Annotated in this window: 19 protein-coding genes; 10 read left to right on the plus strand and 9 right to left on the minus strand. The window is 41.1% G+C overall.

Annotated features, from left to right (window positions below):
- Positions 1-54 precede the first annotated feature (54 nt).
- The 4 genes from H7J92_RS07810 (at position 55) to H7J92_RS07825 (ending at position 5,739) form a co-directional block, all read left to right on the plus strand.
- Positions 55-2,769: a DNA translocase FtsK gene (locus H7J92_RS07810; protein ID WP_246602664.1), complete on the plus strand. Its 2,715-nt coding sequence runs from the start codon at positions 55-57 to the stop codon at positions 2,767-2,769.
- 132 nt (positions 2,770-2,901) lie between these two features.
- A complete protein-coding gene (murC, locus tag H7J92_RS07815) occupies positions 2,902-4,215 on the plus strand; it encodes a UDP-N-acetylmuramate--L-alanine ligase (protein WP_221836369.1) in 1,314 nt (437 codons plus the stop codon).
- A gap of 356 nt (positions 4,216-4,571) precedes the next feature.
- Complete coding sequence (locus H7J92_RS07820; RefSeq protein WP_221836371.1) at positions 4,572-5,024, plus strand: DUF948 domain-containing protein; 453 nt, start codon at positions 4,572-4,574, stop codon at positions 5,022-5,024.
- Positions 5,025-5,079: 55 nt separating this feature from the next.
- Positions 5,080-5,739 (plus strand): YtxH domain-containing protein, encoded by a 660-nt coding sequence (locus tag H7J92_RS07825; RefSeq protein WP_078816922.1) that lies wholly within the window; start codon positions 5,080-5,082, stop codon positions 5,737-5,739.
- Positions 5,740-5,797: 58 nt separating this feature from the next.
- Here H7J92_RS07825 and H7J92_RS07830 read toward each other — a convergent pair whose 3' ends face one another.
- Positions 5,798-7,948: a cell division protein FtsA gene (locus H7J92_RS07830; protein WP_246602665.1), complete on the minus strand. Its 2,151-nt coding sequence runs from the start codon at positions 7,946-7,948 to the stop codon at positions 5,798-5,800.
- Between the two features lie 165 nt (positions 7,949-8,113).
- On the opposite strand from H7J92_RS07830, the gene H7J92_RS07835 reads away from it, so the two are divergent.
- Together H7J92_RS07835 and ccpA are read left to right on the plus strand one after the other, a co-directional pair.
- The gene (locus tag H7J92_RS07835) at positions 8,114-9,196 is read left to right on the plus strand and encodes a bifunctional 3-deoxy-7-phosphoheptulonate synthase/chorismate mutase (protein ID WP_040759645.1); all 1,083 of its coding nucleotides are present in this window, start codon (positions 8,114-8,116) and stop codon (positions 9,194-9,196) included.
- Between the two features lie 253 nt (positions 9,197-9,449).
- Positions 9,450-10,448, plus strand: coding sequence for a catabolite control protein A (ccpA, locus tag H7J92_RS07840; RefSeq protein WP_078816921.1), 999 nt, complete (start codon positions 9,450-9,452; stop codon positions 10,446-10,448).
- Between the two features lie 482 nt (positions 10,449-10,930).
- Here ccpA and H7J92_RS07845 read toward each other — a convergent pair whose 3' ends face one another.
- The 4 genes from H7J92_RS07845 to H7J92_RS07860 all read right to left on the minus strand — a co-directional run bounded on the left by H7J92_RS07845 (position 10,931) and on the right by H7J92_RS07860 (position 16,511).
- Positions 10,931-12,088 carry an acetoin utilization protein AcuC gene (locus H7J92_RS07845; RefSeq protein WP_221836374.1) on the minus strand — a complete coding sequence of 386 codons (1,158 nt, stop codon included), beginning with the start codon at positions 12,086-12,088 and terminating at the stop codon, positions 10,931-10,933.
- The gene (locus H7J92_RS07850; protein WP_221836377.1) at positions 12,085-12,729 is read right to left on the minus strand and encodes an acetoin utilization AcuB family protein; all 645 of its coding nucleotides are present in this window, start codon (positions 12,727-12,729) and stop codon (positions 12,085-12,087) included. The genes H7J92_RS07845 and H7J92_RS07850 overlap by 4 nt, the downstream gene beginning before the upstream one ends.
- A gap of 15 nt (positions 12,730-12,744) precedes the next feature.
- Complete coding sequence (locus tag H7J92_RS07855; protein WP_221836379.1) at positions 12,745-13,377, minus strand: GNAT family N-acetyltransferase; 633 nt, start codon at positions 13,375-13,377, stop codon at positions 12,745-12,747.
- A gap of 200 nt (positions 13,378-13,577) precedes the next feature.
- The gene (locus H7J92_RS07860) at positions 13,578-16,511 is read right to left on the minus strand and encodes a transglycosylase domain-containing protein (RefSeq protein WP_221836381.1); all 2,934 of its coding nucleotides are present in this window, start codon (positions 16,509-16,511) and stop codon (positions 13,578-13,580) included.
- 372 nt (positions 16,512-16,883) lie between these two features.
- On the opposite strand from H7J92_RS07860, the gene tyrS reads away from it, so the two are divergent.
- Entirely contained in the window at positions 16,884-18,149 is a 1,266-nt protein-coding gene (tyrS, locus tag H7J92_RS07865) for a tyrosine--tRNA ligase (protein WP_009497698.1), read from the plus strand.
- A 109-nt stretch (positions 18,150-18,258) separates the two neighbouring features.
- Here the strand turns inward: tyrS and H7J92_RS07870 are convergent, their stop codons facing one another.
- Positions 18,259-18,963, minus strand: coding sequence for an excalibur calcium-binding domain-containing protein (locus H7J92_RS07870; protein WP_221836383.1), 705 nt, complete (start codon positions 18,961-18,963; stop codon positions 18,259-18,261).
- Between the two features lie 550 nt (positions 18,964-19,513).
- Between H7J92_RS07870 and H7J92_RS07875 the strand changes: the two genes are divergently transcribed.
- Complete coding sequence (locus tag H7J92_RS07875) at positions 19,514-19,756, plus strand: hypothetical protein (protein WP_221836384.1); 243 nt, start codon at positions 19,514-19,516, stop codon at positions 19,754-19,756.
- Positions 19,757-19,964: 208 nt separating this feature from the next.
- Here the strand turns inward: H7J92_RS07875 and H7J92_RS07880 are convergent, their stop codons facing one another.
- Together H7J92_RS07880 and H7J92_RS07885 are read right to left on the minus strand one after the other, a co-directional pair.
- The gene (locus tag H7J92_RS07880) at positions 19,965-20,129 is read right to left on the minus strand and encodes an aspartyl-phosphate phosphatase Spo0E family protein (RefSeq protein ID WP_221836385.1); all 165 of its coding nucleotides are present in this window, start codon (positions 20,127-20,129) and stop codon (positions 19,965-19,967) included.
- Positions 20,130-20,562: 433 nt separating this feature from the next.
- Complete coding sequence (locus H7J92_RS07885; protein WP_246602666.1) at positions 20,563-21,666, minus strand: nitric oxide synthase oxygenase; 1,104 nt, start codon at positions 21,664-21,666, stop codon at positions 20,563-20,565.
- Positions 21,667-22,120: 454 nt separating this feature from the next.
- Between H7J92_RS07885 and H7J92_RS07890 the strand changes: the two genes are divergently transcribed.
- A complete protein-coding gene (locus H7J92_RS07890) occupies positions 22,121-22,264 on the plus strand; it encodes a hypothetical protein (protein WP_176132486.1) in 144 nt (47 codons plus the stop codon).
- Positions 22,265-22,524: 260 nt separating this feature from the next.
- On the opposite strand, the gene H7J92_RS07895 is transcribed toward H7J92_RS07890, so the two are convergent.
- On the minus strand, positions 22,525-22,740 hold the full coding sequence (locus H7J92_RS07895) for an ImmA/IrrE family metallo-endopeptidase (RefSeq protein ID WP_221836386.1): 216 nt from the start codon (positions 22,738-22,740) through the stop codon (positions 22,525-22,527).
- Positions 22,741-23,340: 600 nt separating this feature from the next.
- Here H7J92_RS07895 and H7J92_RS07900 point away from each other — a divergent pair.
- On the plus strand, positions 23,341-23,610 hold the full coding sequence (locus tag H7J92_RS07900; RefSeq protein WP_221836387.1) for an AbrB/MazE/SpoVT family DNA-binding domain-containing protein: 270 nt from the start codon (positions 23,341-23,343) through the stop codon (positions 23,608-23,610).
- Positions 23,611-23,662: the final 52 nt, after the last annotated feature.

Raw genomic sequence — 23,662 nt, forward strand, 5'->3', positions numbered from 1 at the left:
TCCACATAGTGAACCTGTTAAAATAGATTGATTGACATGAAAAGAGTGATACATTTGAGTTGGTTACGAAATATGAAAAGACGTCTTCAACAAATGGAAGAAGACGGAGAAAAAATAAATGAATCCTATGAAAATTCTATCACCAATGATGATATGGAAGGTAATAAAAAAGTAAACTTTAGATTTCCGATTGTTTCAGATCATGAAATTTATGGATGGGAAAAAGAAATCGAGCACAATGAATATACAAAAGATTATTTACAACAAGAACTAGAAGAAGAATATGAAAAGATTCCGCTTTATCAAAATGCACGCTGGCCTGGCAGATTTGAACAAGAAGGTAAGGTTTATAGATCCGAACCAAAATCTGAATCTCCAAAGCCATCGACGATTGCTAAGATTCGCCCCAAGGCAGCACAAGTGAAAAGCACACCTGTTAAGGAAGCTCTGCCAAAGGTACCTAGAAGACCGTTCTCGCCATCTGAAGTACCGTCTCCTATCTATGGCTATGTTAAGAGCACGCCTGTCTTATCTGCTATGGAAGAAGCTAAGTTAAGAAGAAAGCAAAAAGATGCAATGCAAACGGAAGAACTAGAGGAAACCCAAGCTATAGATGATCTGGACCTGCAACAGGCTGAATCGGTAGATGTTGTGACAGAAATCGAAGAAGTACCTGCAGAAATGACTTCTAATAGTGGTTCAATCGAAGAACTCACACAGCCTTTAGCCGTAGAGGAGTTTGAGAGTGGGAGCAATGAAGTTGCTGTAGCTGAATCTTTTATTATGGAAGAGCAAGAAACTGAGGAAATAGAGGATGAAGTACAAGAAGTAGAAACAGAAACAGAAACAGAAACAGAAACAGAAACAGAAACAGAAACAGAAACAGAAACAGAAACAGACTCACAGTCAGAATTGCCCCTTTCTATGTCAGATACATCGACGATATCTGCCATTTCAGATGAAGATGAAGAAACGACTGTGATTTCCGAAGCACCAATGGTGGCAGTCCGTGAAATCGAGCAATTGGAAGTTGCAGAATCTGAAACTGATGAGTTTGATGCAGAAGAAGCTGAATTAGGAGAAGTGAACGAGGAAATTGATTTTGTTCAGACGATTGAAGAAAATGCTGAATCACAAAAGAAAGAAAAAATCATACCTTTTAATGTGTTGATGCTCCAATCGGACAAAGAAAAATTGGCGATGAAACATGCACAATCTTCATTGGAAGATAAAAACGTGCAAGAAGCCGTACAAGAGAAACAACCTTTAGTTGAGAAAACGGTCATTAAACCCTCAGTTGCGCAAGCAGTACAGCCTATTAAGAGCATGGAAGATGAAGTGGACGAAGAACCACTTCCTTCGTATGCATTCCCACCCCTGAATTTCTTGGCACCGCCGGAAGAAGAGGTGAAGGATGAGGAGTGGCTCGAGTCTCAGTCAGCGAAGTTAGAAGAGGCACTGTCATATTTCTCCATTCAAGCGACCGTCATGCAAGCTGTTCAAGGTCCTGCTGTGACGATGTTTGAGTTGACGGTGGAACAAGGGGTAAAAGTAAGTAAAATCCGCAATCTGACGGACGACTTGAAACTTGCTTTGGCAGCGCGGGATATTCGTATTCAAGCTCCTATTCCAGGAACCAGTTTGATCGGAGTAGAAATACCGAATCGTCAAACGAGAGCAGTCCGTATTTCAGAAGTGATAGAAAGTGAGCCCTTTAAAAACTCGGACTCACCTCTAGAAGCTGTTCTTGGACTCAGTTTAACAGGTGAACCGCAAACGATCGACCTGCGCAAAATGCCGCATGGAATGATTGCCGGTGCAACTGGCTCCGGTAAATCAGTCTGTATAAATTCATTGCTGATCAGTTTATTGTATAAAGCATCCTACCATGATCTGAAACTACTGTTGATCGATCCGAAGATGGTTGAGCTTGCTCCTTATAATGGCATTCCGCATTTATTGAGCCCGGTCATTACAGATGTCAAAGCTGCTACTGCTGCTCTAAAATGGGCTGTTGAAGAAATGGAAAGACGGTACGAGCTGTTTGCCCATTCCGGTGTACGAAATATTGAGCGCTATAATGAAATGGTCATGGAATCGCGCCGCTTCTCCTTGAAGATGCCATACATGCTGATCGTTATTGATGAGTTGGCGGATTTGATGATGATGGCGCCGGCAGACGTGGAAATTTCCATTAGCCGAATCACCCAAAAAGCCAGAGCTTGCGGCATTCACTTGATTATCGCGACACAAAGACCATCCGTCGATGTGATTACGGGAACGATCAAAGCAAATATTCCGACACGAATTGCATTCGCGGTCTCGTCACAAGTCGATTCACGGACGATATTGGATTCGGTTGGCGCAGAGAGGCTGCTCGGAAAAGGGGATATGCTGTACTTAGGCAATGGACAGTCAGCGTCTATTCGTCTACAAGGGACATTTGTCACGGATGATGAAATTGAGCGTATAATAGAACACGTTCGTAACGAAGCTGAACCTGACTATCTCTTCGGTCAAGAAGACTTGCTGGCCACAGCTATTCAGGAAGAGGAAATGGATCCATTATTCCAACAGGCATGTTCCTTCATCATTGAGCAGGGGAGTGCGTCCACCTCGATGCTGCAAAGACATTTCAGCATCGGATATAACCGTGCGGCCAAACTGATGGATCGTATGGAAGCGAATCAGTTTATTTCTGAGCAAAAAGGAAGTAAACCGAGAGATGTATTTTTGACACATCAAGCATTAGAAAACTTCCTAAACTGAAGAAATCAGTAATTCAGTCGCTAATTTTTTTCTTAAACACATGCTATACTATGACAAGATATAATCTTCAAGCGTAAATATTTTTAGCTGAAGATAAAAAGTGGGATGAAAGAATTCCCGGGAGGTTTCAATATGACATTGTTACACTTTACAGGCATAAAAGGATCGGGAATGAGCTCGCTTGCCCAGTTGCTGCATGATTCTTCTTATAAAATCCAAGGTTCTGACGTAGAGAAATATTTTTTCACGGAAGATCCTTTACATGAACGAAATATAAAAGTCCTACCATTTGACGAAAGCAATATCCAACCTGGTATGAAAGTTATCGCAGGCAATGCTTTTAAAGACGATCATGCCGAATTAAAAAGAGCAGACGAACTTGGAGTAGAAGTGATTCGCTATCATGATTTCCTTGGATCTTATATGGAACAATTCACTTCAATTGGCGTAACTGGCACTCATGGAAAGACGTCCACGACTGGCTTACTTTCCCATGTATTGGGCGGTTTCGCACCGACATCGTACTTAATTGGCGATGGAACTGGTAAAGGCGTAGAGAATAGCGAGTACTTTGTATTCGAAGCGTGCGAATATAAACGGCATTTTTTGGCGTACCATCCAGACTATGCCATTATGACGAATATTGATTTTGACCATCCGGATTATTTTAAGAGCTTGGACGATATTTTGGATGCATTTAGTCAAATGGCAAGTCAGGTGAAGAAAGCATTGATTGCTTGCGGTGATGATGAAAATCTTCAGCGTCTACAGACACAAGTGCCAATCGTTTATTATGGACTCGATTCCTCAAATGATTTCTATGCGACCAACATCGAAAAGGACAGAGTCGGCTGTTCCTTCGACGTGTTTATTCGCAATGAATTCTATCATCGATTCACGATTCCTTTAACTGGCGATCACGCAATCAAAAATGCGCTTGGTGTCATCACCCTATGCCATTATGAGAATATACCGGCTGAAGTAATCGATGCTCGGTTCGCTACGTTTCCAGGTGTGAAAAGACGTTTTTCTGTCATGGAATTCGAAGGCAGAGTGATCGTGGACGACTATGCGCATCATCCGACTGAAATTCGTGCAACGTTGGATTCTGCACGTCAAAAATACCCGGATCGGGAAGTAGTGGCGGTATTTCAGCCGCACACTTTCACGCGTACGGCTGCGCTTCTAGATCAGTTTGCAGACAGTTTGTCCGATGCCGATCAAGTGTACCTGTGCGATATATTTGGTTCAGCTAGAGAACAGGCAGGAAATTTAACAATTCAGGATTTAGTCAATAAAATTCCGAGTTCTCGCCATTTAACAATAGATGATACATCCGAACTTTCGCGACATCAAAACGCGGTCATCCTATTCATGGGTGCAGGAGATATCCAACAATACTTAGAACAATTCAAATCCAATATTTCCAAAGAAGAGACAGCCTAACCATATGGGGAGGCTGTTTTTTTATCTTATTCAACGGGAGACTTAAATGATGAGATGAAGTAGTTTTTATTGCGTGTTTGAGGGATGTTCAAACGCTCGCTGAACGGCAGGAGAACACAGGTTAATGCCTCCGTCCTGCATCAAAGTTTACTGACCTGCATCAAGCAGAACTAAGCACAATTCAAATTTCAGGCGCAATTATTCCAAGGAGTAATCGATAAAATGAAACAATTAATTGGAGATTGTAAAAGGATATCGCTTAGTTTTGTCGAAGAATAGCTATAAGGCGAAAAGTTTAAAAGCTCTTTAAGAAGGGTAAAGTTTTCGTAAGAATATGCTCTAGGGGGATAACGTCGGTGGTTAATTTACTTTATGTCGCAGCAGTTGTGGCTGCGATCGCATTTCTTATTCTTTGTGTCAGTCTTGCCATGACGCTCGGGTCTTTAAAGACTACTTTAAAAAGCGTCTCGCATACAATGGACGACATGACTAAACAACTGGAGGGAGTCACAACAGAAAGTACACAACTCCTTCACAAAACTAATCAGCTGGCTGAGGACTTACAAAGTAAGGCGGAAAAGCTGACCACTGTAGTGGATGCAGTAAAAGGAGTAGGTGATTCGGTAAACAACTTGAATCAATCCGTGCACCGTATTTCCAGCTCTGTTACTACACAGGCTGAACAAAACAGTGAAAAAATAGCCCAAGTCTTGCAGTGGGGAACCGTGGCAGTTGGTCTCTACGATCAAGTGAAAGAACGGAAACCGGCAAAGTCCACTGGCTGGACACTATATAAGGCCCGCTCCTAGTTCAAGCATTTTCCTTAGCAGCATACCAAACATTCAACACACAGGAGGAAGTAAAATGACAGAAAACAAACCGAACTACAATACAAACCAAGGTACCTACGCAAACACGTACGGTGAACCACAATACCCGGCAAATTACACGTACCGTTCTACAAACGATTTATATGAAGAAGATAACAGCGGAACAGGAAGCTTCCTGGCCGGAGCAATTATCGGAGGTGTCATCGGCGCAGCCACTGCACTTTTCTTGGCACCGAAAACAGGACGTGAGATGCGTGAAGATTTCACAACACAAGCAGCACAACTGAAAGATAAAAGCATTGAACTTAGCTCAACTGCAAAAGATAAAGCAATAGAATTATCAAGTACAGCAAAAGATAAAACGGCGGATTGGACGGACGTTGCCAAAGAGAAAACAGCTGCATTCACTTCCGCTGCAAAAGACAAATCATCGGAACTTTCTCAAACAATCCAAGAGCAATCTGGTCAGTTAGTGGATAAAGTGAAATCCGTTGCAGGCAAGACAAATATTCCAATGGATGATGGAACAGTGTCTTCAGAAGGTGAAGAGGCAACAGAATATAAAAGCATGAAGGAAAGCAAAGAAGAGTCTGGCAAGATCAAGAAAGCGGATCAATCTGTAGACCAAAATGAAAAAGAGAAGCCGCATAAAAATGTAAACCCGAATAAAACTGTGAGTGCAAGCAAAAAATAATGCTCAATAAATTAAGAGGCTGTCATTTTCTATATGAGAATGACAGCCTCTTTACACTTTATTCAAATTGAATTTCCAGTCGGTCTCCGCCAAAAATAGGTTCATTGAAACGAATGGATTCTCCGTTACGCAGCAAAAGATAAGCAGAAGCGGAGTTAGTAGGCAGCGAGAAATCTGTGAATGAAAAAATGTCGCTGAAAATGATAGGTGCATCTGAGACGGACTTAAATTCTACTTGATCTTCGGGTTGAACCTGATAAGCATGGTCCGCCAGCTGACCGTTGATGTATACGGCAGTGCGTTGTTTCTTGATACTGACAGGTTCAGTATTGAACATAACATCTGCACGAGCTTCCAAGATAATCTCCAATTCGTCCGCAATTTCTTTAATAGATAAATGCTCAGGAGATCTGGTCTCAATGATATCGCCGTCTTGGATTATATATTGATGAGTAATCTCTCTACCATCTACGAGATATTTAGACGGACGATGTTTCAGGATATGATTGCTCCCGTTCCACTTTACGGAAAACGATTCTGCAGATACTTTCGGATGTTGTATGCTGTACACTTTTTCAATAGCCGCACCTAATGTGTTTGCTTGCCGTACAATCAATTCATCACGATCTGAGACCATAGTGTCTATAGAGGCAACTTGTCCGTTCAGTAATACCTCGCTGTCAACTGTTACAGCCAAACCATCTAAGTGAAAATGGATCGATGCAGGACCATCTACTAAATCTTTAACTGCAGCTTCTGCGTCTTTGCCGTCCATTCCGAAATCCAGTTCAATTACATCTTGATTACGAATACGATCTTTCGTGCTGGCTTCTCTGCCATTTAATAAAATCGTGGTGGAAGACCCGTGTTCGCCAGGAATCGTTACCCAGCGCCCGTTTAATTTCACTGTCAAAGCGAGTCCGGGCTTTCCGTATAATTGGCGAGCAGTGACATGCGCTGCAAGTAATGCGTCGCCGACTGTCATTTCTTTTAGTTCGAAAAGACGAATATCCTGCTCGTTGACTGTGATGGACATGTAGTGAATCGGTGCTCTCTTCGCAGCAATGGCAATTCCAATCGGCGTGACGAGTGCAGGGGAAGCTTCAATCGTGTCGTTAAGAGTGACGCCTGTCAATGCATCCAAGCTTCGAATCGCCACCCGGTTCTCAGGCAGCTCCAGTTGGACGCTTAACTCTTTTGATAATGTGGGCGTCAAACTTCCGCCTCCAACAATCATAACAGCCTGCGGAGAGGTCCCGTTATTTAATCTTCTAATCTCTTCGCTGATGGAAATAGCCAAGCGTTGTACAGCAGGACGAATGACGTCAATAACTTCCTCCGCTGGAATTTCTTGTTCGAACCCCAAAATATCGTGAAAGGTGAGCGTTTCCTGCGAAGCTATTTGACGTTTCATTTGTTCGGCAAGCGGGAAGTCGAGCAAGTAATGACTGCTCAAAGTTTCCGTTACTTCATCACCTGCTACCGGGACCATGCCATACGCTGTTACGGTATTTTCATTCGCGATCGCAATATCCGATGTACCGGCGCCAATATCGACTAATGCAATATTCAACCTTCTCATGGAAGGCGGGATGAGGACATTAATCGCGGCAATCGGTTCAAGGGTTAATGCTTCCATCTCTAAATCTGCCCGTTTTAACGCCGCGAGTAATGATTCAACGACAACACGCGGTAAGAATGTAGCGATAACTTCGACTGTTGCTTCTTTTCCTTTCTGGTCGATCAGACTGCCGATTTCCTCGCCATTTAATTTATAGTGAAGTACGGAATAGCCAACACAGTAATAATGATCGTCCTCTTTCAGTTCATCCGAAGTGAGCAAAGTTTGCTGTGCATTCTGAACCGCTGATAATTCCAAGCGGTTAATATCCTCAGTCGAAATCAATGATCGTTCCGAGATATCAATCGTTATGGAGCCTTCTGCTGTCTTCAGAGAGCGACCTGCCGCTGCCACGCTGACATGCTGCAACTTACCATGATGCTGTTCTAGCTCTTGTTTAATCTCTTGAATGATAGACGCCACGCTTAAAATATTATGTATTTGTCCGTCAATCATCGAGCGTTCCTTATGTTCTTTCGAAATTAAATCGATGATATGAAACGAATCATCATATTCTTCAAGCACAATACCGACTACAGAACGCGTTCCGATGTCGAGTGCAAATAATGTGTTAACCAGGATTTTCAACCTCTTTTCAAGCTTTATTCTATGTGAAAATAGTGAAAATGTATTAATTCGGTGAAATTGCGTGACTTTTCAAAGATAAGTCATTATACTTGGTCTATTATATAAAAATGTAACATAGATTCCGGACTTAGAAAAGGATGATATGTGCGGGGAGGAGACAGAATGATGAGCAAGCAAGATTTAGGTGAGTTAAGAGGTCGCATTGATCAGTTAAACAATAATATTTTGGATTTGATCAATGAGCGTACCGCCATTGTACAAGAAATTGGTAAACTTAAGGAAAAGCAAGGTGTGAATAGATATGATCCAATCCGCGAACGGGAGATGCTAAACGTCTTAAAGGATGCGAATAACGGTCCATTACCAGACGGAATCCTGGAGCAAGTGTTCAAATCGATTTTCATGTCAGCGCTTGAGGTGCAGCAAGATGAGCAGAAGAACGCATTGCTCGTATCCCGTGCACGGAAAGCTGAAGATACAATTGTAAATGTGAACGGCCAGAAAATCGGAGGTGGGGAACCTACTTTCATTTATGGTCCTTGCGCAGTAGAATCTTACGAGCAAGTATTGGCTGTTGCACAATCTATCAAAGCAAAAGGCTTAACGATGATTCGTGGTGGAGCTTACAAGCCGCGTACATCTCCATATGACTTCCAAGGGCTTGGTCTGGAAGGACTGAAAATTTTAAAAAGAGTTGCGGATGAGACAGGACTTTCCATTGTCACTGAAATCATCACACCAGCACATTTGGAGGAAGCACTCGAGTATATCGATGTAATCCAAATTGGTGCTCGTAATATGCAGAACTTCGAATTGCTGAAAGAAGCGGGCATGGTTGATAAGCCGGTACTTCTGAAGCGCGGAATGTCAGCTACGATTTCTGAGTTTGTTAACGCAGCTGAATATATTATCTCTAAAGGAAATACTGAAATTATGCTATGTGAGCGTGGAATCCGTACATACGAAACGGCTACACGAAATACACTCGATATTTCAGCGGTTCCAATTTTGAAGCAAGAAACGCATTTGCCGGTATTCGTCGACGTGACGCACTCTACAGGACGCAAAGACCTATTGCTTCCAACGGCGAAAGCAGCGATTGCAGTAGGAGCAGATGGTGTCATGGCAGAAGTTCATCCGGATCCTGCAGTAGCACTGTCGGATTCAGCACAACAAATGAACCTAGAGCAGTTTGATACGTTCTATGAAGAAATGAATCGCTTCATGAAGACACACCAAACAATCTGACAATCAGGCACCGATCTCAGTAATGAGGATCGGTGCCTTCTATATAAGTTGAACAACTGATTTTTTACTTATTCACACTAAGTTGCTTGGAGTGGAAGGCATCTTCCTGGAACGGAAAGTGACGGTTGAGACCGTTCATTCCTTTAATTCATCGTATGTACATAATTAGAAATTTTAAAATAAAGAAAAAACCCTATAAAGATGGGCAACACTGTATACTAGTATAGAATAAGGATCGTTGGGAGGATTGGAAATGGCTATCACCATTTACGATGTAGCAAGAGAAGCAAACGTATCTATGGCAACGGTTTCACGAGTAGTTAATGGAAATCAAAATGTCAAGCCTGCTACTCGAAAAAAAGTATTGGATTGTATTGAGAGGTTAGGATACAGACCGAACGCAGTCGCTAGAGGGTTGGCTAGCAAAAGGACAACAACGATTGGTGTCATTGTTCCTGACATGTCCAAAAGCTATTATGCAGAATTATCTAGAGGAATTGCAGATGTGGCGACGATGTATGAATACAATATCATCATCTCCAACTCAGACAAGAGCACTTCACGGGAAGTCGAACTTTTTGAAGATCATTTAGGAAAACAAGTGGACGGCTTAATTTTCATGAGTGATTCGATCTCTCCAGAAGTGCGGGCAGAAATGAAGACTGCCAATGTACCGATTGTTTTGGCGGGTACATTGGATTTTGAAACCAATTTACCGTCGGTGAATATTGATCATGAACAAGCCGCTTATGATGTCGTTAAGAAATTAATTGATAATGGGCATAAGCGAATTGCCTTCGTATCAGGCCCGTTCACACGTGATATTAACCGTGTGTGTAAACGGGTAGGTTATATCCGGGCTCTAGAAGAAGCCGGTATGCCGATTGATGAATCATTGATTGTCGAGACAGATAATACGTATGATGATGCCTATGAAAGTTGGAATGTATTAGGGAAATTGGCAGATCATCCAACAGCTGTCATGACTAGCAGCGATGAGGTGGCGGTTGGAATTATGAATGGCGTACGTGATGAAGGTCTGAGTATACCAGATGATGTAGAAATCATTTGTTTCCAACACTCCATTCTCGCAAGAATCGTCCGTCCACAACTGTCGGCTATTGTCGTTCCTTTGTATGACCTCGGTGCAGTATCCATGCGTTTGCTGACAAAGTTGATCAATGAAGAAGAGGTAGAAGAAACAGAGGTTATCTTACCGTATCATCTAGAAGAGCGCCAGTCTGTAAAGTAAAAACGAGCAACTTATCATTTGGATAAGTTGCTTGTTTGTGTAGATTAAGAAACTAGTGGGTGAGGCACCGTTGACCTGCATTCCGGGCGGTTGCTTTCCGCGTGGCTCCTGCGGGGTTTCACCTGTCGGGCTAATCCCACAGGAAAAGCCGGAACGAAAAACGGCTTTTGCGAACAAAAGCGTAGCGTTGAGAGCATATTTTCGCCTTTCGCCGCCTTCCACCACGATCAACTGGCGTAATATCCTGAGGATGATGGATATAGGAAATAACATTCGAGTTAAAGAATAGAAATATTTTTTGTTCAAGGAAGAAAATATCAAACTTTCCACAGTGTTTCCACTATGTATAAAATCTTCGGTATGCAAGCACAGACGATCTTACATCATTTAATTACACTATCATATATTCGCCTTTATTCTATGTAGGCTACATAGTCAAGCAACTTATCACTGAGATAAGTTGCTTGTTTTTTATAAATAGATTACGAACCATTGCGAATGACATGGAGAGCTCTCGTTAGCATTTGCTCATTCTTTTCATTGATATCCTTTTTACGTGGCACAGGCTCGTACAAATTGGGGGGGTCTTCCCATGTTTCAATCAGGGAAACAGGGGATTCCGGCTGCCATTTTTTCAACCATTCTTCAGGCAGAGCGCCGGTTGGAGCTGGAATCGCTTTCATAGTTAACCATAAGTGAGACCAAGCGCGTGGAACGACGCGCCATATATCATAACCACCTCCGCCTATTGCAATCCAACGTCCATCACAATATTCTTCTGCCAGTTCTTTGGCAACTTTTGGAATCTCTTTGTAAATCTTCATCGTTCCATACAAATGGGTTAGCGGATCAAAATAATGTGCGTCCGCACCGTTTTGTGTCAGTATCACATCAGGTTTAAAAAACTCTGCAACTTCCCGCAATGCTGTACGATAAATGTGTAAGAACGATTCGTCTTCCGTGAATGCATCCACAGGGAAATTGAAAGAAGTGCCATATCCTTTACCGTTCCCACGCTCCGTTACGTTCCCGGTTCCTGGGAATAAATAACGGCCGGTTTCATGGATAGAAAATGTACAAACACTTGGATCGTCATAGAATGTCCATTGCACACCATCTCCATGATGTGCATCCGTATCGACGTAAAGCACACGGGCACCGTACTTTTCCTGCAAATATTTTATTGCAACAGAGCTGTCATTATAGATACAAAACCCTGATGCTTTGCCCTGAAAACCATGGTGTAAGCCTCCGCCTAGATTCAGAGCAAATCTTGAACGACCTTCCATCACTTCCTCAATCGCAGTGAGCGTTCCGCCGACTAGTAGTGCACTGGCTTCATGCATATTAGGGAAGAAGGGAGTATCTTCTGTTCCGATTCCATATATACTGCCAATATTTTCACTTACTTCACCTTTACTTGCTTTTTTCACAATTTCAATATACTTCGCGTCGTGAGCTAACAGTAGTTCTTCATCGGTTGCCGATCTTGGCACGACAATTTCATCTGGCTGGATCGCATGGATTTCTTCCAGTAAATCTTTAGTTAAGATAATTCGTTTTTGATTGAATGGGTGTGTCTCCGAAAACTCATAATTTAATTGGTCGGGTGAAAATATAAAACTTGCTTGTTTTTTCATAAGTTCATCTCCGGTTCGCTCGGCCAAAGAACCTGAAACCCTTCCATTTTTAAATCTTCGATGATGGAAAGGGGATTCATCCGTTTGATTCTGACAGCTAGAATTTTATATGATTCGTCATCTTGATAAGGATAGACAAGAACACTCAGCACATTGGTATTATGGTGATGAAATACTTTTGATACTTCAAAAAGAATGCCTGGTTGATTTGGGACTCTAATTTGAATATGAGAACTTGGCTGGTTCGCACCTGTCAATTCAATATAATTGTAGAGCAGATCTGTTTTGGTCAGTATACCGACGAGTTGATAATTTGATACGATAGGTAAACAACCGATTTCATATGTGTAAAATAGCAAAGCAGCCTCTTCTATAAAATCTCTTGGATGACCAATGATCAAATCAGTTTTCATAATTTTAGAAAGAGGTGTTTCATAGAGTAATGTTTCTAACTCATCGGAGAGGCTGGAAGGGGCGGCTTCTTTGACATCACGATCCGTTACCAATCCAATTAAGCGGTCATTTTCTATGATCGGTATATGTCTGATCTTTTTCTTTTGCATCAAATGGACAGCTTCTGCGATCGTATGCGTGGAATTCAACGTAATAACGTCATTCTTCATAATGTCTAGTACGAGCATCGTCATTCCTCACTTTCAGTAGTTTACCCGGTTTTTGAAACGAACTCGATCAAATTGTAGGATCGATTCTTCGTCGACTCTTTTTCCTATCCGTGCCATCAAACAATTGGCTGGGTGTGAGCATACCTCCGGATCGTCCGTTGAGAAAAACTCCATTCCGCCAGCACGCATCATTTTTTCCATGACTTTTCGGTATTCCCAAACTGTCAATCCGGTTCCTTTTAGATCCCAATGCCAATAATACTCCGTCGTGATCACGATATAATCTTCCATTGCATCGTCGATCATCGATAACTCCAGCAATGACTTTCCGATATGAGCACCCCGATAAGCTGCAGCTACTTCGACAGCACCAAGCTCAATTAAGTTGGATAATTTTGCTTCATACCATCTTTCAAGTGGATCAGGATAGAGAAAGGTCACGTAGCCGACGATCATGTCTCCGATTCTCGCGATATTGATGCGTCCTTCTGGAAATGAAGCAATTTTTACTAATGCTTCTTGTTGCTGTTTAGGTGGACGAAATGCTTTCAGTCCTTCATGGAAATTAAGCGCAGACAATTGCTCAGATGAAATAGGTCCTTCAATAATTAATTCACCTTCTTCGTGAGGAAACGATCTTGAAAAATACGTTTTTCTATGTTCCACGCAGTTCACTCCTTCCTTTTCAATTTACCCTTAAAGTTGGCAGGTAATCGCTGTGAGCCCAATATGTGCTACTCTACTTCAAGTATACAATTTATGTTGGAAAAATGCGTGTAGTTTTCAGAATATCATGAAATTGTCAATGTTATTTTTTCACAGAAAAAACCGAATTACAAAAGAATAATTGTAATTCGGTTTCATATTCAATCTGTCTTTGGTGGTTCCTGTTTCTCAGGTTCCGGTTTTTTCGGATCATCTTTGTTTTCATTGTTGTTAGAACCGCCATTAACGTTTCCATCTGTTTCAGGAGCGGGAGAACCACCATTTTCTTCAGGTTTGGTTTCCGGTGTAGTTGAATCCGGATCAGGTGTTGGTTCTGGTTCAGGCTCGTGCTCCGGCGCAGCAGTCACTGTATTGGAAGCACCTGATAATAATCCTGTAATATCAACAGCTCTTACATAGTACGACCCAGCGCCAGCCGGATAGGAAAGTGATTCGCCATCTCGGACTGTACCGACGCGAACGCCATTTTGATAAATGTAATAGCCGATTACATCATTAGAAGGTGAAGCTGACCAAGTAAGGACAGAACCATTTTGACTTGCTGAAACTGAAGCTGGCGGTACATTGTCTGCAGGGAAGACGGAGCCGGAAACTACACTGCTTGAATATCCGCTTTGTCCGGAGAATAATTTCGATCCGTCTCCACCAAGTCTGCCAAGCATACGTTTAATAAATTCAGAGTTCAAGCCAACGCCGCCAGATGTCACGAATTCACGTGGTGTGGAAGGCAATGCCTGATACATTTGACCTTTCACTCGTACTCCGGCAGATGAAATGATGCTGTCATCCGCTTTCGATGGGACCATCACTTTAGAATTAAACAAATCAGCGCGCACAAGCCCTGCAGCTGAGCAGGCAGCAGAAGGAGCCATGCCCGAAATCGAACAGAATGAACGAGTTACAACGCCACTTGGACGTTTAAATGTGTCGGACGCCTTGACAATGTCAGGTCGTACGCTGTTGGCTGTATTCATCAGCTGACCGAATAATCGTGCAGTCCGTTCAGAAGGGTGCATTTGACTAGGACTGCCATTGTATAGTGTTGTTTTCTGATTTTTATATCCAAGCCAAACACCGAGAGATACATTCGGATTGTAGCCAACGAGCCAAGCATCAGCATAATGCTGAGATGTACCGGTTTTGGCGGCTAAGTCTGGACGGAAATTCATGAATCCAGGAACTCTCGCCCCAGTACCAAAGCCTTTTAATACATCTCTCATCATATCGGTGACGATATATGCGGTCTCTGGACTGAATACTTCGACTGGCTCCGCTTTATGTTCGTAAACAATATTGCCTTTCATATCTTCAATACGCTCAATCATATAGGATTCAATGAATTGACCGCCGTTGGCGAATGTTGCAAAGGCATTGGTATTTTCCTCAACTGTGACGCCGTATTTTAAACCTCCGAGTGAAGCGGATGGGTTATGACCATCTTCTTCAATAATTTGAGAAAAATTCATTTTCCGTAGAAAATCAATCGGTTGTCTATCGATAATTTGATTGTAAAGACGTGCGGTGGATAAGTTTTGAGACCGTGCTAATGACTCGCGGGCTGAGATGATGCCCATTTCGCGATCATAGTAATTGGCAGGTTTCCAACCGTGCCAGTTGAACTTCACATCAACAACTGGACTACCTGCCCCGATAACGCCATATTCAATGGCGGGCGCATAGACAAGTAAAGGTTTGATGGAAGATCCGTTCTGTCTAAATGCTTGAGTTGAGTGATTCAACGCTTCAATTTCGTGATCGCGTCCACCGATAAATGAAAGAATTCTTCCCGTATGGTTTTCGATCATTGAAGCACCGACTTGTACTGGGTTTTCTACGATATAACTTTTACCGGAATCTTCATCCGTTTTCTCAGTAGTATAAGTAAAACCGTAGTGTTGGAAATTCTTCGCTACTTCATTCATCTTGTCATATAGATCTTTATCAATTGTAGAATAAATTCGGTAGCCGTCTGTGCGCATGGATCGATCTGCAATAATCTCATACTTTTCCTGTATTTTGGAGTCTTCTTCAAATCGACTAGCTTCAATACCATCTTTTTCTGCTAAGACCTTCGCAAGTATTTCGACTGTCCGATTCTGGATTTCTTGTGTAACGTAAGGGTAGCGGTCAGTTGCGCGTCTTGCAGGCTGTCTGAAATCTTTAACGATATCATAGGCAAGCGCTTCCTGATATTCTGCTTCTGTAATGTAGCCAGTATCCCTCATGCGGAATAATACCGTCTTCATTCGATTAATTCCGGGTTGCAGTTTTTCTGGTTCTTTCATCCCCTGATTCTTACTATAGAAAGGTGTGTAAGAGAAGGGAGCTTGCGGTATACCTGCTATGTATGCAGCTTGTGGCAAATTCAGCTCGCTTGCCTTAATACCGAAAATCCCGCGTGCTGCTGTTTCAATTCCCGCAATATTTTGACCTAAGACATCTCTGCCGTATGGAATGATGTTCAGGTACGCTTCTAATATTTCATCTTTAGTCATGAAGTGCTCTAAACGCATAGCGAGTAAAATCTCTTTCGCCTTACGTTCATAAGATACTTCATTCGTTAAAATTTGGTTTTTCACGAGCTGCTGGGTCAAAGTCGAGCCGCCCGTTTGACTAGCAGAATTGGTGACATCTTGGAATACACCGCGAAAAATCGCTTTCGGCACAATCCCTGTGTGCTCATTAAAATACTCATCCTCTGTTGCGAGAACAGCATCCAATGCATATTGTGACACCTTGTCCAAAGTGATCTGCCTGCGCTCGATGTCCGAGTTGATTTTCCCTAAATATACATTGTCGGCAAAATACATTTCCGATGTTTCTTCATAGGTGAAAACCGCATTGCGCAGTTCTTCTTTAGAACGCAAAGGTTCTTTCGCAACTAGTGAAGCGAAATATCCGGCACCGACAGATGTGGCGAAAACCGCGCCGATTACACCGAATATCAGTAACAATATGAATAAGTTCCAAACAACACCTGAACCGATTCGAACTTTTTTGGCCCACGGTTCTTTTTTGAGCTGTTCGAATTTACTTTCTAGTTGTTGGATCCGATTATTTTTCTCTTTATCCAAATCATTCTCCCCCTAAAAATCTTACTCATTATATCATAGATTCAACATTAAATAAGCAATTAATGTTGACTTTCATTGGAACTTGGTTAAAATGAAAGACATACGAAATTACATGTCGAAAAAACCGAAGTAATGTTAGCGATGGTCCGTATTAGAGAGGCAGCGGTTGGTGCAAGCTGCTCGGTGCGCTATACATGAATTACAGTTTTGGAGTGTACGTTTTGCGCAACGTTATCAGCGCCTTAAAGCCGGAGAGTTTCTCTCAAGCCGGGTGGTACCGCGTTATGTTTAATTTACTCAACTAGCGTCCCTGCATGATCATTTATTGATTGTGTGGGGACTTTTTGTGTTGAGCTGAGGAGGAAATGGAAAATGGCGAATGAATTAATGGAAGATTTGAGATGGAGAGGCCTGCTATACCAACAGACGAATGAAGAGGGCTTGGAAAAATTACTGACGGATGAAAAGATTGCTCTATACTGTGGTGTGGATCCAACCGCAAATAGTATGCATATTGGTCATATCGTTCCGTTATTGACATTGCGACGCTTCCAATTGCACGGACATCAGCCGATTTTATTGATCGGCGGGGCAACAGGAATGATTGGAGATCCATCTGGACGCTCTGAAGAACGCCAGCTGCAAACGACGGAACAAGTGGAAGATAATGTGCGCGGAATCAAAAAGCAATTGGAAATGATTTTTGATTTCCAATCAGATAATGGTGCGAAGCTAGTTAATAACAATGACTGGATCGGCTCAATGTCATTGATCGAATTTCTGCGTGATTACGGTAAATTATTGAGTGTCAATTACATGTTAGCGAAAGATAATGTCGCATCTCGTTTAGATCAAGGAATCTCCTATACGGAATTCTCGTACATGCTCATGCAAGGTGCGGACTTCAATCATCTATATGACCATCATAACTGCCGTGTGCAAATTGGTGGATCGGATCAGTGGGGGAATATCACGACAGGTCTTGAAGTCATACGTAAAATGCATGACGAAGAAGTAAAGGCATACGGATTTACAATTCCGCTCGTGACAAAGTCAGATGGAACGAAATTCGGAAAAACAGCGGGCGGCGCGGTTTGGCTAGATGCTAAGAAAACTTCTCCTTATGAGTTCTACCAATTTTGGATCAACGCAGCGGATGCAGATGTCGTGAAATACTTGAAAATCTTCACTTTCTTGAGCCGTGAAGAAATCGAAGCACTCGAAACTTCAGTTCAAGAAGAGCCACATTTACGTAAAGCACAAAAAACATTGGCAGAAGAAATGACACGCCTCATTCATGGAGAAGCGGCACTCGAGCAAGCCATCCGTATTTCAGCTGCTCTATTCAGCGGCGACTTGAAAGCGTTGACTGCCTCTGAAATGAAAGATGCATTTAAAGATGTGCCGACTGTTGAAATGGAGAAGGCGGATCAGAACATCGTCGATTTCATCGTTCAGGCAGGCGTGTCACCGTCGAAACGCCAAGCGCGTGAAGATGTGACAAACGGTGCGATTTCATTTAATGGGGAACGCATTACGGATACAGATTTCACAGTGGGGGCAGATCAGCGTTTAGAAGATGCCTTTACGATTGTGAGACGTGGTAAGAAGAAATATAGTATGGTGAAGTTTGTGTAATAGGTAGCTGAATTGAAAAGCAAGTGACCGTAAACGAATTGGTTTACAGTCACTTGTTTTATTTTTAAAGTGGATTGGAAAGCGTGTTCAGCATTTGGTCAGAAACAGGTTATTCACATCCGACTCCATCGCCATCACGGTCTAGGTGCTTTCCGTATCCCGGATCTCCTCGATATACAGGCGCTGCCCCTGCAGCTCTTGCAGCAGTACAATTTTTATAATAAGCAGTAGAGCTCTGTTGGCTCGGCTTTGATACACTGCTGCCAGATGATGAATCTGATTTATTACTAGCAGCATTTACAGTGGCGTTTGTATTCATGCTTGCTACCTGGCCTTTTAGGTTGCTAACTTCACTTGTCAAAGCTGTGTTCTTCGCTGTGAGATCAGTAATTTCCTGTTCAAAAGCTTTGTTGTTCTCTTCGTGAGCAGTTTGTTTTTCCGTTAACTCTTTTGTTAATTTATTGGAATCATCTAGCTTCACCACTAACTCGTCAATTTCTTTATTCGCATTCTTGTTCTCTTCTAGCAACTTCGAATTTTCTTCTATAAGTATATTGTGTAAGGTTTGCATCTCTTCGTTCTTTGCAATCAACTCGATATTCTCTTCCTGAGCTTTCTCGAACGCAACTTGTACGCTTGTATCCACATTGAAAGCCCCAACGATAAATAATAAAAGACCCCCGATTAAAGCGGAGTAGAAAGGCTTCTTCGGTAATATACGATTACTATTCTTAATTTTCCTTACGAAATGATAAGCCAGATAAATCAATGAACCAAAAAATATAAGTAAACCTACCGCTGCAATTGCCAGCATATTCCCACCTCAATATAATATTTAATAGAGGACTGATGAAGTCATTACATTTATCTCAAACATAGATTGAATTACTCTAAGCGAAAAATTAAATTTGTTGGCGACCCTTTTTCACTCCAAACTCTTTCCAACTTATATGAAACTTGTCTATGTATCCACCATCCTTGTTATATATCGTTATCCTATCTGTTTCTTTAAGTGACTTCTGAAAAGTTTCTGAAGTTATATTTAACGTAGTAGGTGTTCTTTAAAGAATGTATATCGAGGGTTAATAATATTATTAAGCAGAAACTCGTGAGGAGAAGAACTATTTCCCCTGAGTAATCAATAAAAAGTATAATGCATCAAACATAAGAACGACTGTGTTATAAATGAGGACGGAAGTTTACGAGACGAGCATTGGGGCCTTATAAAAAAGGATTATTATTGATAATTACAGAGGGAGGTGCAACGACGTTTGCTAAAGAACGTTTAAAAGTGTATTTTGGTGAAGGTAATTGAAGGGTTTTGCTTTCACTTATCGTATTAAATAAAGAGGGAGGGATTAATCATGACAAACGAAGAAGTAACTAAACTATCAGATATGCTGTTACAAAGCCTTTATGATTATCATTTTGCGAATAATGGAGGAAGCTACACTTTGCCAAAAGCAATGCTGAATGCCGATGCGAATAGTAAACTGGCTATTGACTATCTTATCGAAAATGAATATGCCGTAGATAGTGGGAAAGGGTCGGATAATTTAGTTTTGTCCATAACGCCGAAAGGTATGGAATATGTAAAGAGCAAATAAGCGGTTAATAGGGGCGTCCGTCTTGGGCGTTCTTTTTATTTTATTTAAAAAGAGAGAAGTGGGCGGGGATGGATAGTAGTAGGGGACAGTGTTTATTGCTTAAAGAAGTGATTTAAAAACAATAAAGCCAATCAAATCGAATTTTTATTTGTTCTGACTGGCTTTATAAAGATCTGAGATTTTGATTAATAAATATTCCTCCCTCTAATTAAGCAGCTTGATCAAAGTAACTATTAAGCAATACATCTAATTCTTGACTGCATTTTACTACTAGCGGATGTGTGAACCCTAAATTTGCGGCTTTTTTATACATGTCCTTTCTTTTTACTTCAATTTTACGTTTTAATATTTTCTTTAACAAGAAACTTATCATTATAATCCCTCTCATCCAATATTTTTAGCTTTCTTCATCTGGGGCGTTTGATTGAGATGAAACAACCTTTTCTATATTAGCCTACTCATAATGTAAAGAGTGTCGATTTATGCGTAAAAAAGTGATTTCATAATAATGTCATAAACAAAGAGTTTTGTGTAAGATAAACCAATTTTGACTTGACTTTTATCAACCCTTCAGTTTTGGGTTTCGAAGATGGAGAATGAAGGTTTTTGATTGAGTTGGGGAATAGGCTTTCATCTAATAATGTTACGCAATTTGCAGACAAAACGACGAAAGTGACACAAAACATGTAGTGGAATTAACTCTTTTATATATGAAAGAAGAGACCAATCTCATTGATCTCTTCTTTGTAATATTTTTTTAGCCTAAAAATTAAAAAAATAATAATGTGCTATTTGGAACTGTCCATTTAATTTTCTGGAGGGTCTGCTTGAATAAAGTAGTTAGGAGTTAAAATGTCATTGCTATATGGTTTATGGTAAATGTCAGTCGTTGCTGGTGAGAGTGGTGGAATAAGCCATGCCCAATTACCTGTGATAGGTCGACCATTTTTTCTTTCATTTTCTTCGAAAGTCTTAAATTGTTTTGCAGCTGTATGATGGTCGACAAGCGTTACGTGTTCTTTTTGATAAGAATGTATTACTGCGATATTTAATTCAATTAAAGCTTTGTCGATCCACAGCGAACTGTTTGACTTAGTGTCTAATTCCATTATTTTGGCAACTTTTGGCAGTAAATTATAACGGTCTTGATCGGCTAAGTTTCTTGCTCCAATTTCTGTGCCCATATACCAACCATTAAATGGGGCCATAGGATAATCAATACCGCCTATTTCCAAACGCATGTTTGAGATGATTGGAACGGCATACCATTTTACACCCAGCTTATTAAAATCATCAAGCTGCGGATGAGTTATCGGCACTTCTTTAATAATTTCCTTGGGGACTTCAAATAATTTAGGTTTTTTTCCTGTTTCCTGAATGACTAGAGGGAGAATATCAAAGTGGGTATTATCCCCTTTCCATCCCATTCTTTGGCACATTTTTGTCAATTTGATAGATGTTGAATCACCAATTACTTTATCGCCCTCTTTGTATCCGGCATAACGTAGTAATTGATGGTTCCAAATTCTAATAGGATCTTCTCCATTTTTTCGAGGTGCAAAAATCGTAATGGTAGATCGGATTTTCCCACCGTTTGTAGCAAAATCAATATGATTAACTAATTTTTCATATGCATCTTCTGCTGTAAGTGCATCTCGTGCATCAAAAATATGTAATGTGTTCCAGAGTAATCGACCTATACAACGATTGCTATTGCGCCAAGCCATTTTTGCTCCGTGCGTTAACTCAAAAGTCTTATGTGAATATGTTCCGGTAGTATTTATTTCATTTTTAATTTCTTCAATTCGCTTCAATTGATTTTCTTTAGATATATTGAGTTCATCGTAACAATGATTAATAAATTGTGTTGCTTCCATTAGCAATTTATTTGTTTTAGTAGATTGAACCATTAACATCAACTCCTTACATTGAGCTTAACACGAATATAAGAGGGGGATGACTAAACAATTTGTAGATTCATTGAATTGTTCAATTTGGAAAGATGTGAATGAAACATGAGGGTTAAACGAATTTGATACACATTTCGAAGAAAAGCGGAGTAGACGAAGAAATGAACCAAAAATCCCTAAAGGATGCCTGATCATCTATCGGGTTGAAACCTATGACATTGACGGTAAGCTCTTCCGCATGGTGACAGGAGATGCGGCATCAGGTGGCATGATATCGCTGTCTACATCTTGGAGGATGTGCAAACGAGCGTAAGAATGCAGGTAACAGAATATATAGCAGGCCACTATTAGAGTGTTTATGTGAATGTTTTTCTCCATATATTTTACAAACTACGAATAAAAAAACAAAGTAAGGGCAAAATGATACAAGCATACTTAGATTGGAGAGATTAACTTGAAAGAGAAAAAGTATATTATTCCACTTATGTCGGTTATTTTATCTGCTGGATTTTTATTTGGCTGCAATGGAGTAGATGAAAACGAACCGGATCCGACAGAAGAACCATCTGAACAGCGTCAAGATGAGAATAACCAGTAAAGTATGTGGCACCGTTTAGGCGGTGCTTTTTCTATGCCTAAACAAACTATCCTGAAATAGTTCCATTTTCAAACTCAACCCTTCATAGTGGATATTTTCCCCTCCTATGTATAATCCTTTAGATTTTTGTTAACCACTCCAACAACTCTATGCCAGATGTAAAAATCAACGTCTCTTCTATAGAAGCGGAAGTTACGGAAGTTGCTACAGTTGAAAAAGAAATCGATGCGTCCTCTGCGCAAATTAACAACATCCGGCTATCACGGCAAAGCAAAACGTGCGGCCATGCGCTTTGCTTGGTTCTCGCACTTCGCAATAGCATATTGATCTACGCTTAACTGTGTTTCGTGGTGTGCATACAGATGGCAGAACTCTTCTTCAAGCAGTAGCTTTTTCTCGATCTCGTCCAATCCTTTTTTAATGTAGATGATTCCGAGTTTGCCGCGATCTCTGGGTACGGAGGGATACTCTATCACATTCGTGACCTCTAAATTAAACGAAAGGAGATTGCAACGTAGAGAAATTCAGTATTTACACAACTCTGATTCTGTCGCGCGTTCTGGATGGACTCGCGCAGTTGGTTGAGTTCTATCGATGCCTACTTTGATAAGAGCTGCATTATTTAAAACTTAACTCAGCAGCCAATCCGCGCGAAGTCTACTTCCAAATGCGGAATGTGAAAAAGAAAGTTAATGGTCAAGTTGTTTGGACTAAGCAAATTGAAATGGGGATCGAAGGTTTGGAGGTGTAGCTGATTCCTAACTGGACAAACAACGGCGGAATCTACATGGTTCCCCGCTCAGATAAAGTGGACTAGCAGCAGATCAAGGGGGAGATGGATGCACTGGAAGCGAAGTTGCAAATTGCAGAGGTGGCGATAGCTGCGCGAGAGGGGATGACGACGTGAGGGAGTTTAAGCTGTTAAAGTATTCATTTGCCAAAGGTTAATGGGATTATATCTTAATTATCCTTGAACTTTAATTTATAGCACACTTGTCTAGTTGCCACTAGTTATTTAAAACTAATCAATTGATAATCGTAAATAAACTATCTAAAGGAAATGGGGCGCAATACAAATGAAAGCACTTGGAATTGTAAGGAAGATAGATCAGTTAGGCAGGATTGTTATTCCTATGGAAGTCGGAAGAACACAGAAATGGGAACACGGGACTTTGGTTGAAATGTTCGCGACAGACGATGGAATTACTATGAGGAAGTATCAAGAATCAGAGAAAGTGCACCAAGTCATTGTAGGCTTAGAAGAGGCGAAACTAAAAGCTAAAGATGTTGATACCATTCAAAGTCTCCAAGCGGCTATGGAGTATTTAAATACAAAATTACAATAATAAATTTAATTTAATTTAATTTAATTTATCGGCTAGCTTACATTATAACTAA

Origin of the sequence: Sporosarcina aquimarina, assembly GCF_019748715.1 — a bacterium.
GTDB classification, from domain to species: domain Bacteria; phylum Bacillota; class Bacilli; order Bacillales_A; family Planococcaceae; genus Sporosarcina; species Sporosarcina newyorkensis.

Excerpts from the sequence above, each read along its gene's own strand:
- murC (WP_221836369.1), top strand. The coding sequence starts at position 2,902 with ATGACATTGTTACACTTTACAGGCATAAAAGGATCGGGAATGAGCTCG.
- H7J92_RS07825 (WP_078816922.1), top strand. The coding sequence starts at position 5,080 with ATGACAGAAAACAAACCGAACTACAATACAAACCAAGGTACCTACGCA.
- H7J92_RS07835 (WP_040759645.1), top strand. The coding sequence starts at position 8,114 with ATGAGCAAGCAAGATTTAGGTGAGTTAAGAGGTCGCATTGATCAGTTA.
- ccpA (WP_078816921.1), top strand. The coding sequence starts at position 9,450 with ATGGCTATCACCATTTACGATGTAGCAAGAGAAGCAAACGTATCTATG.
- H7J92_RS07845 (WP_221836374.1), bottom strand. The coding sequence starts at position 12,088 with ATGAAAAAACAAGCAAGTTTTATATTTTCACCCGACCAATTAAATTAT.
- H7J92_RS07850 (WP_221836377.1), bottom strand. The coding sequence starts at position 12,729 with ATGCTCGTACTAGACATTATGAAGAATGACGTTATTACGTTGAATTCC.
- tyrS (WP_009497698.1), top strand. The coding sequence starts at position 16,884 with ATGGCGAATGAATTAATGGAAGATTTGAGATGGAGAGGCCTGCTATAC.
- H7J92_RS07870 (WP_221836383.1), bottom strand. The coding sequence starts at position 18,963 with ATGCTGGCAATTGCAGCGGTAGGTTTACTTATATTTTTTGGTTCATTG.
- H7J92_RS07875 (WP_221836384.1), top strand. The coding sequence starts at position 19,514 with ATGACAAACGAAGAAGTAACTAAACTATCAGATATGCTGTTACAAAGC.
- H7J92_RS07880 (WP_221836385.1), bottom strand. The coding sequence starts at position 20,129 with ATGATAAGTTTCTTGTTAAAGAAAATATTAAAACGTAAAATTGAAGTA.
- H7J92_RS07885 (WP_246602666.1), bottom strand. The coding sequence starts at position 21,666 with ATGGTTCAATCTACTAAAACAAATAAATTGCTAATGGAAGCAACACAA.
- H7J92_RS07900 (WP_221836387.1), top strand. The coding sequence starts at position 23,341 with ATGAAAGCACTTGGAATTGTAAGGAAGATAGATCAGTTAGGCAGGATT.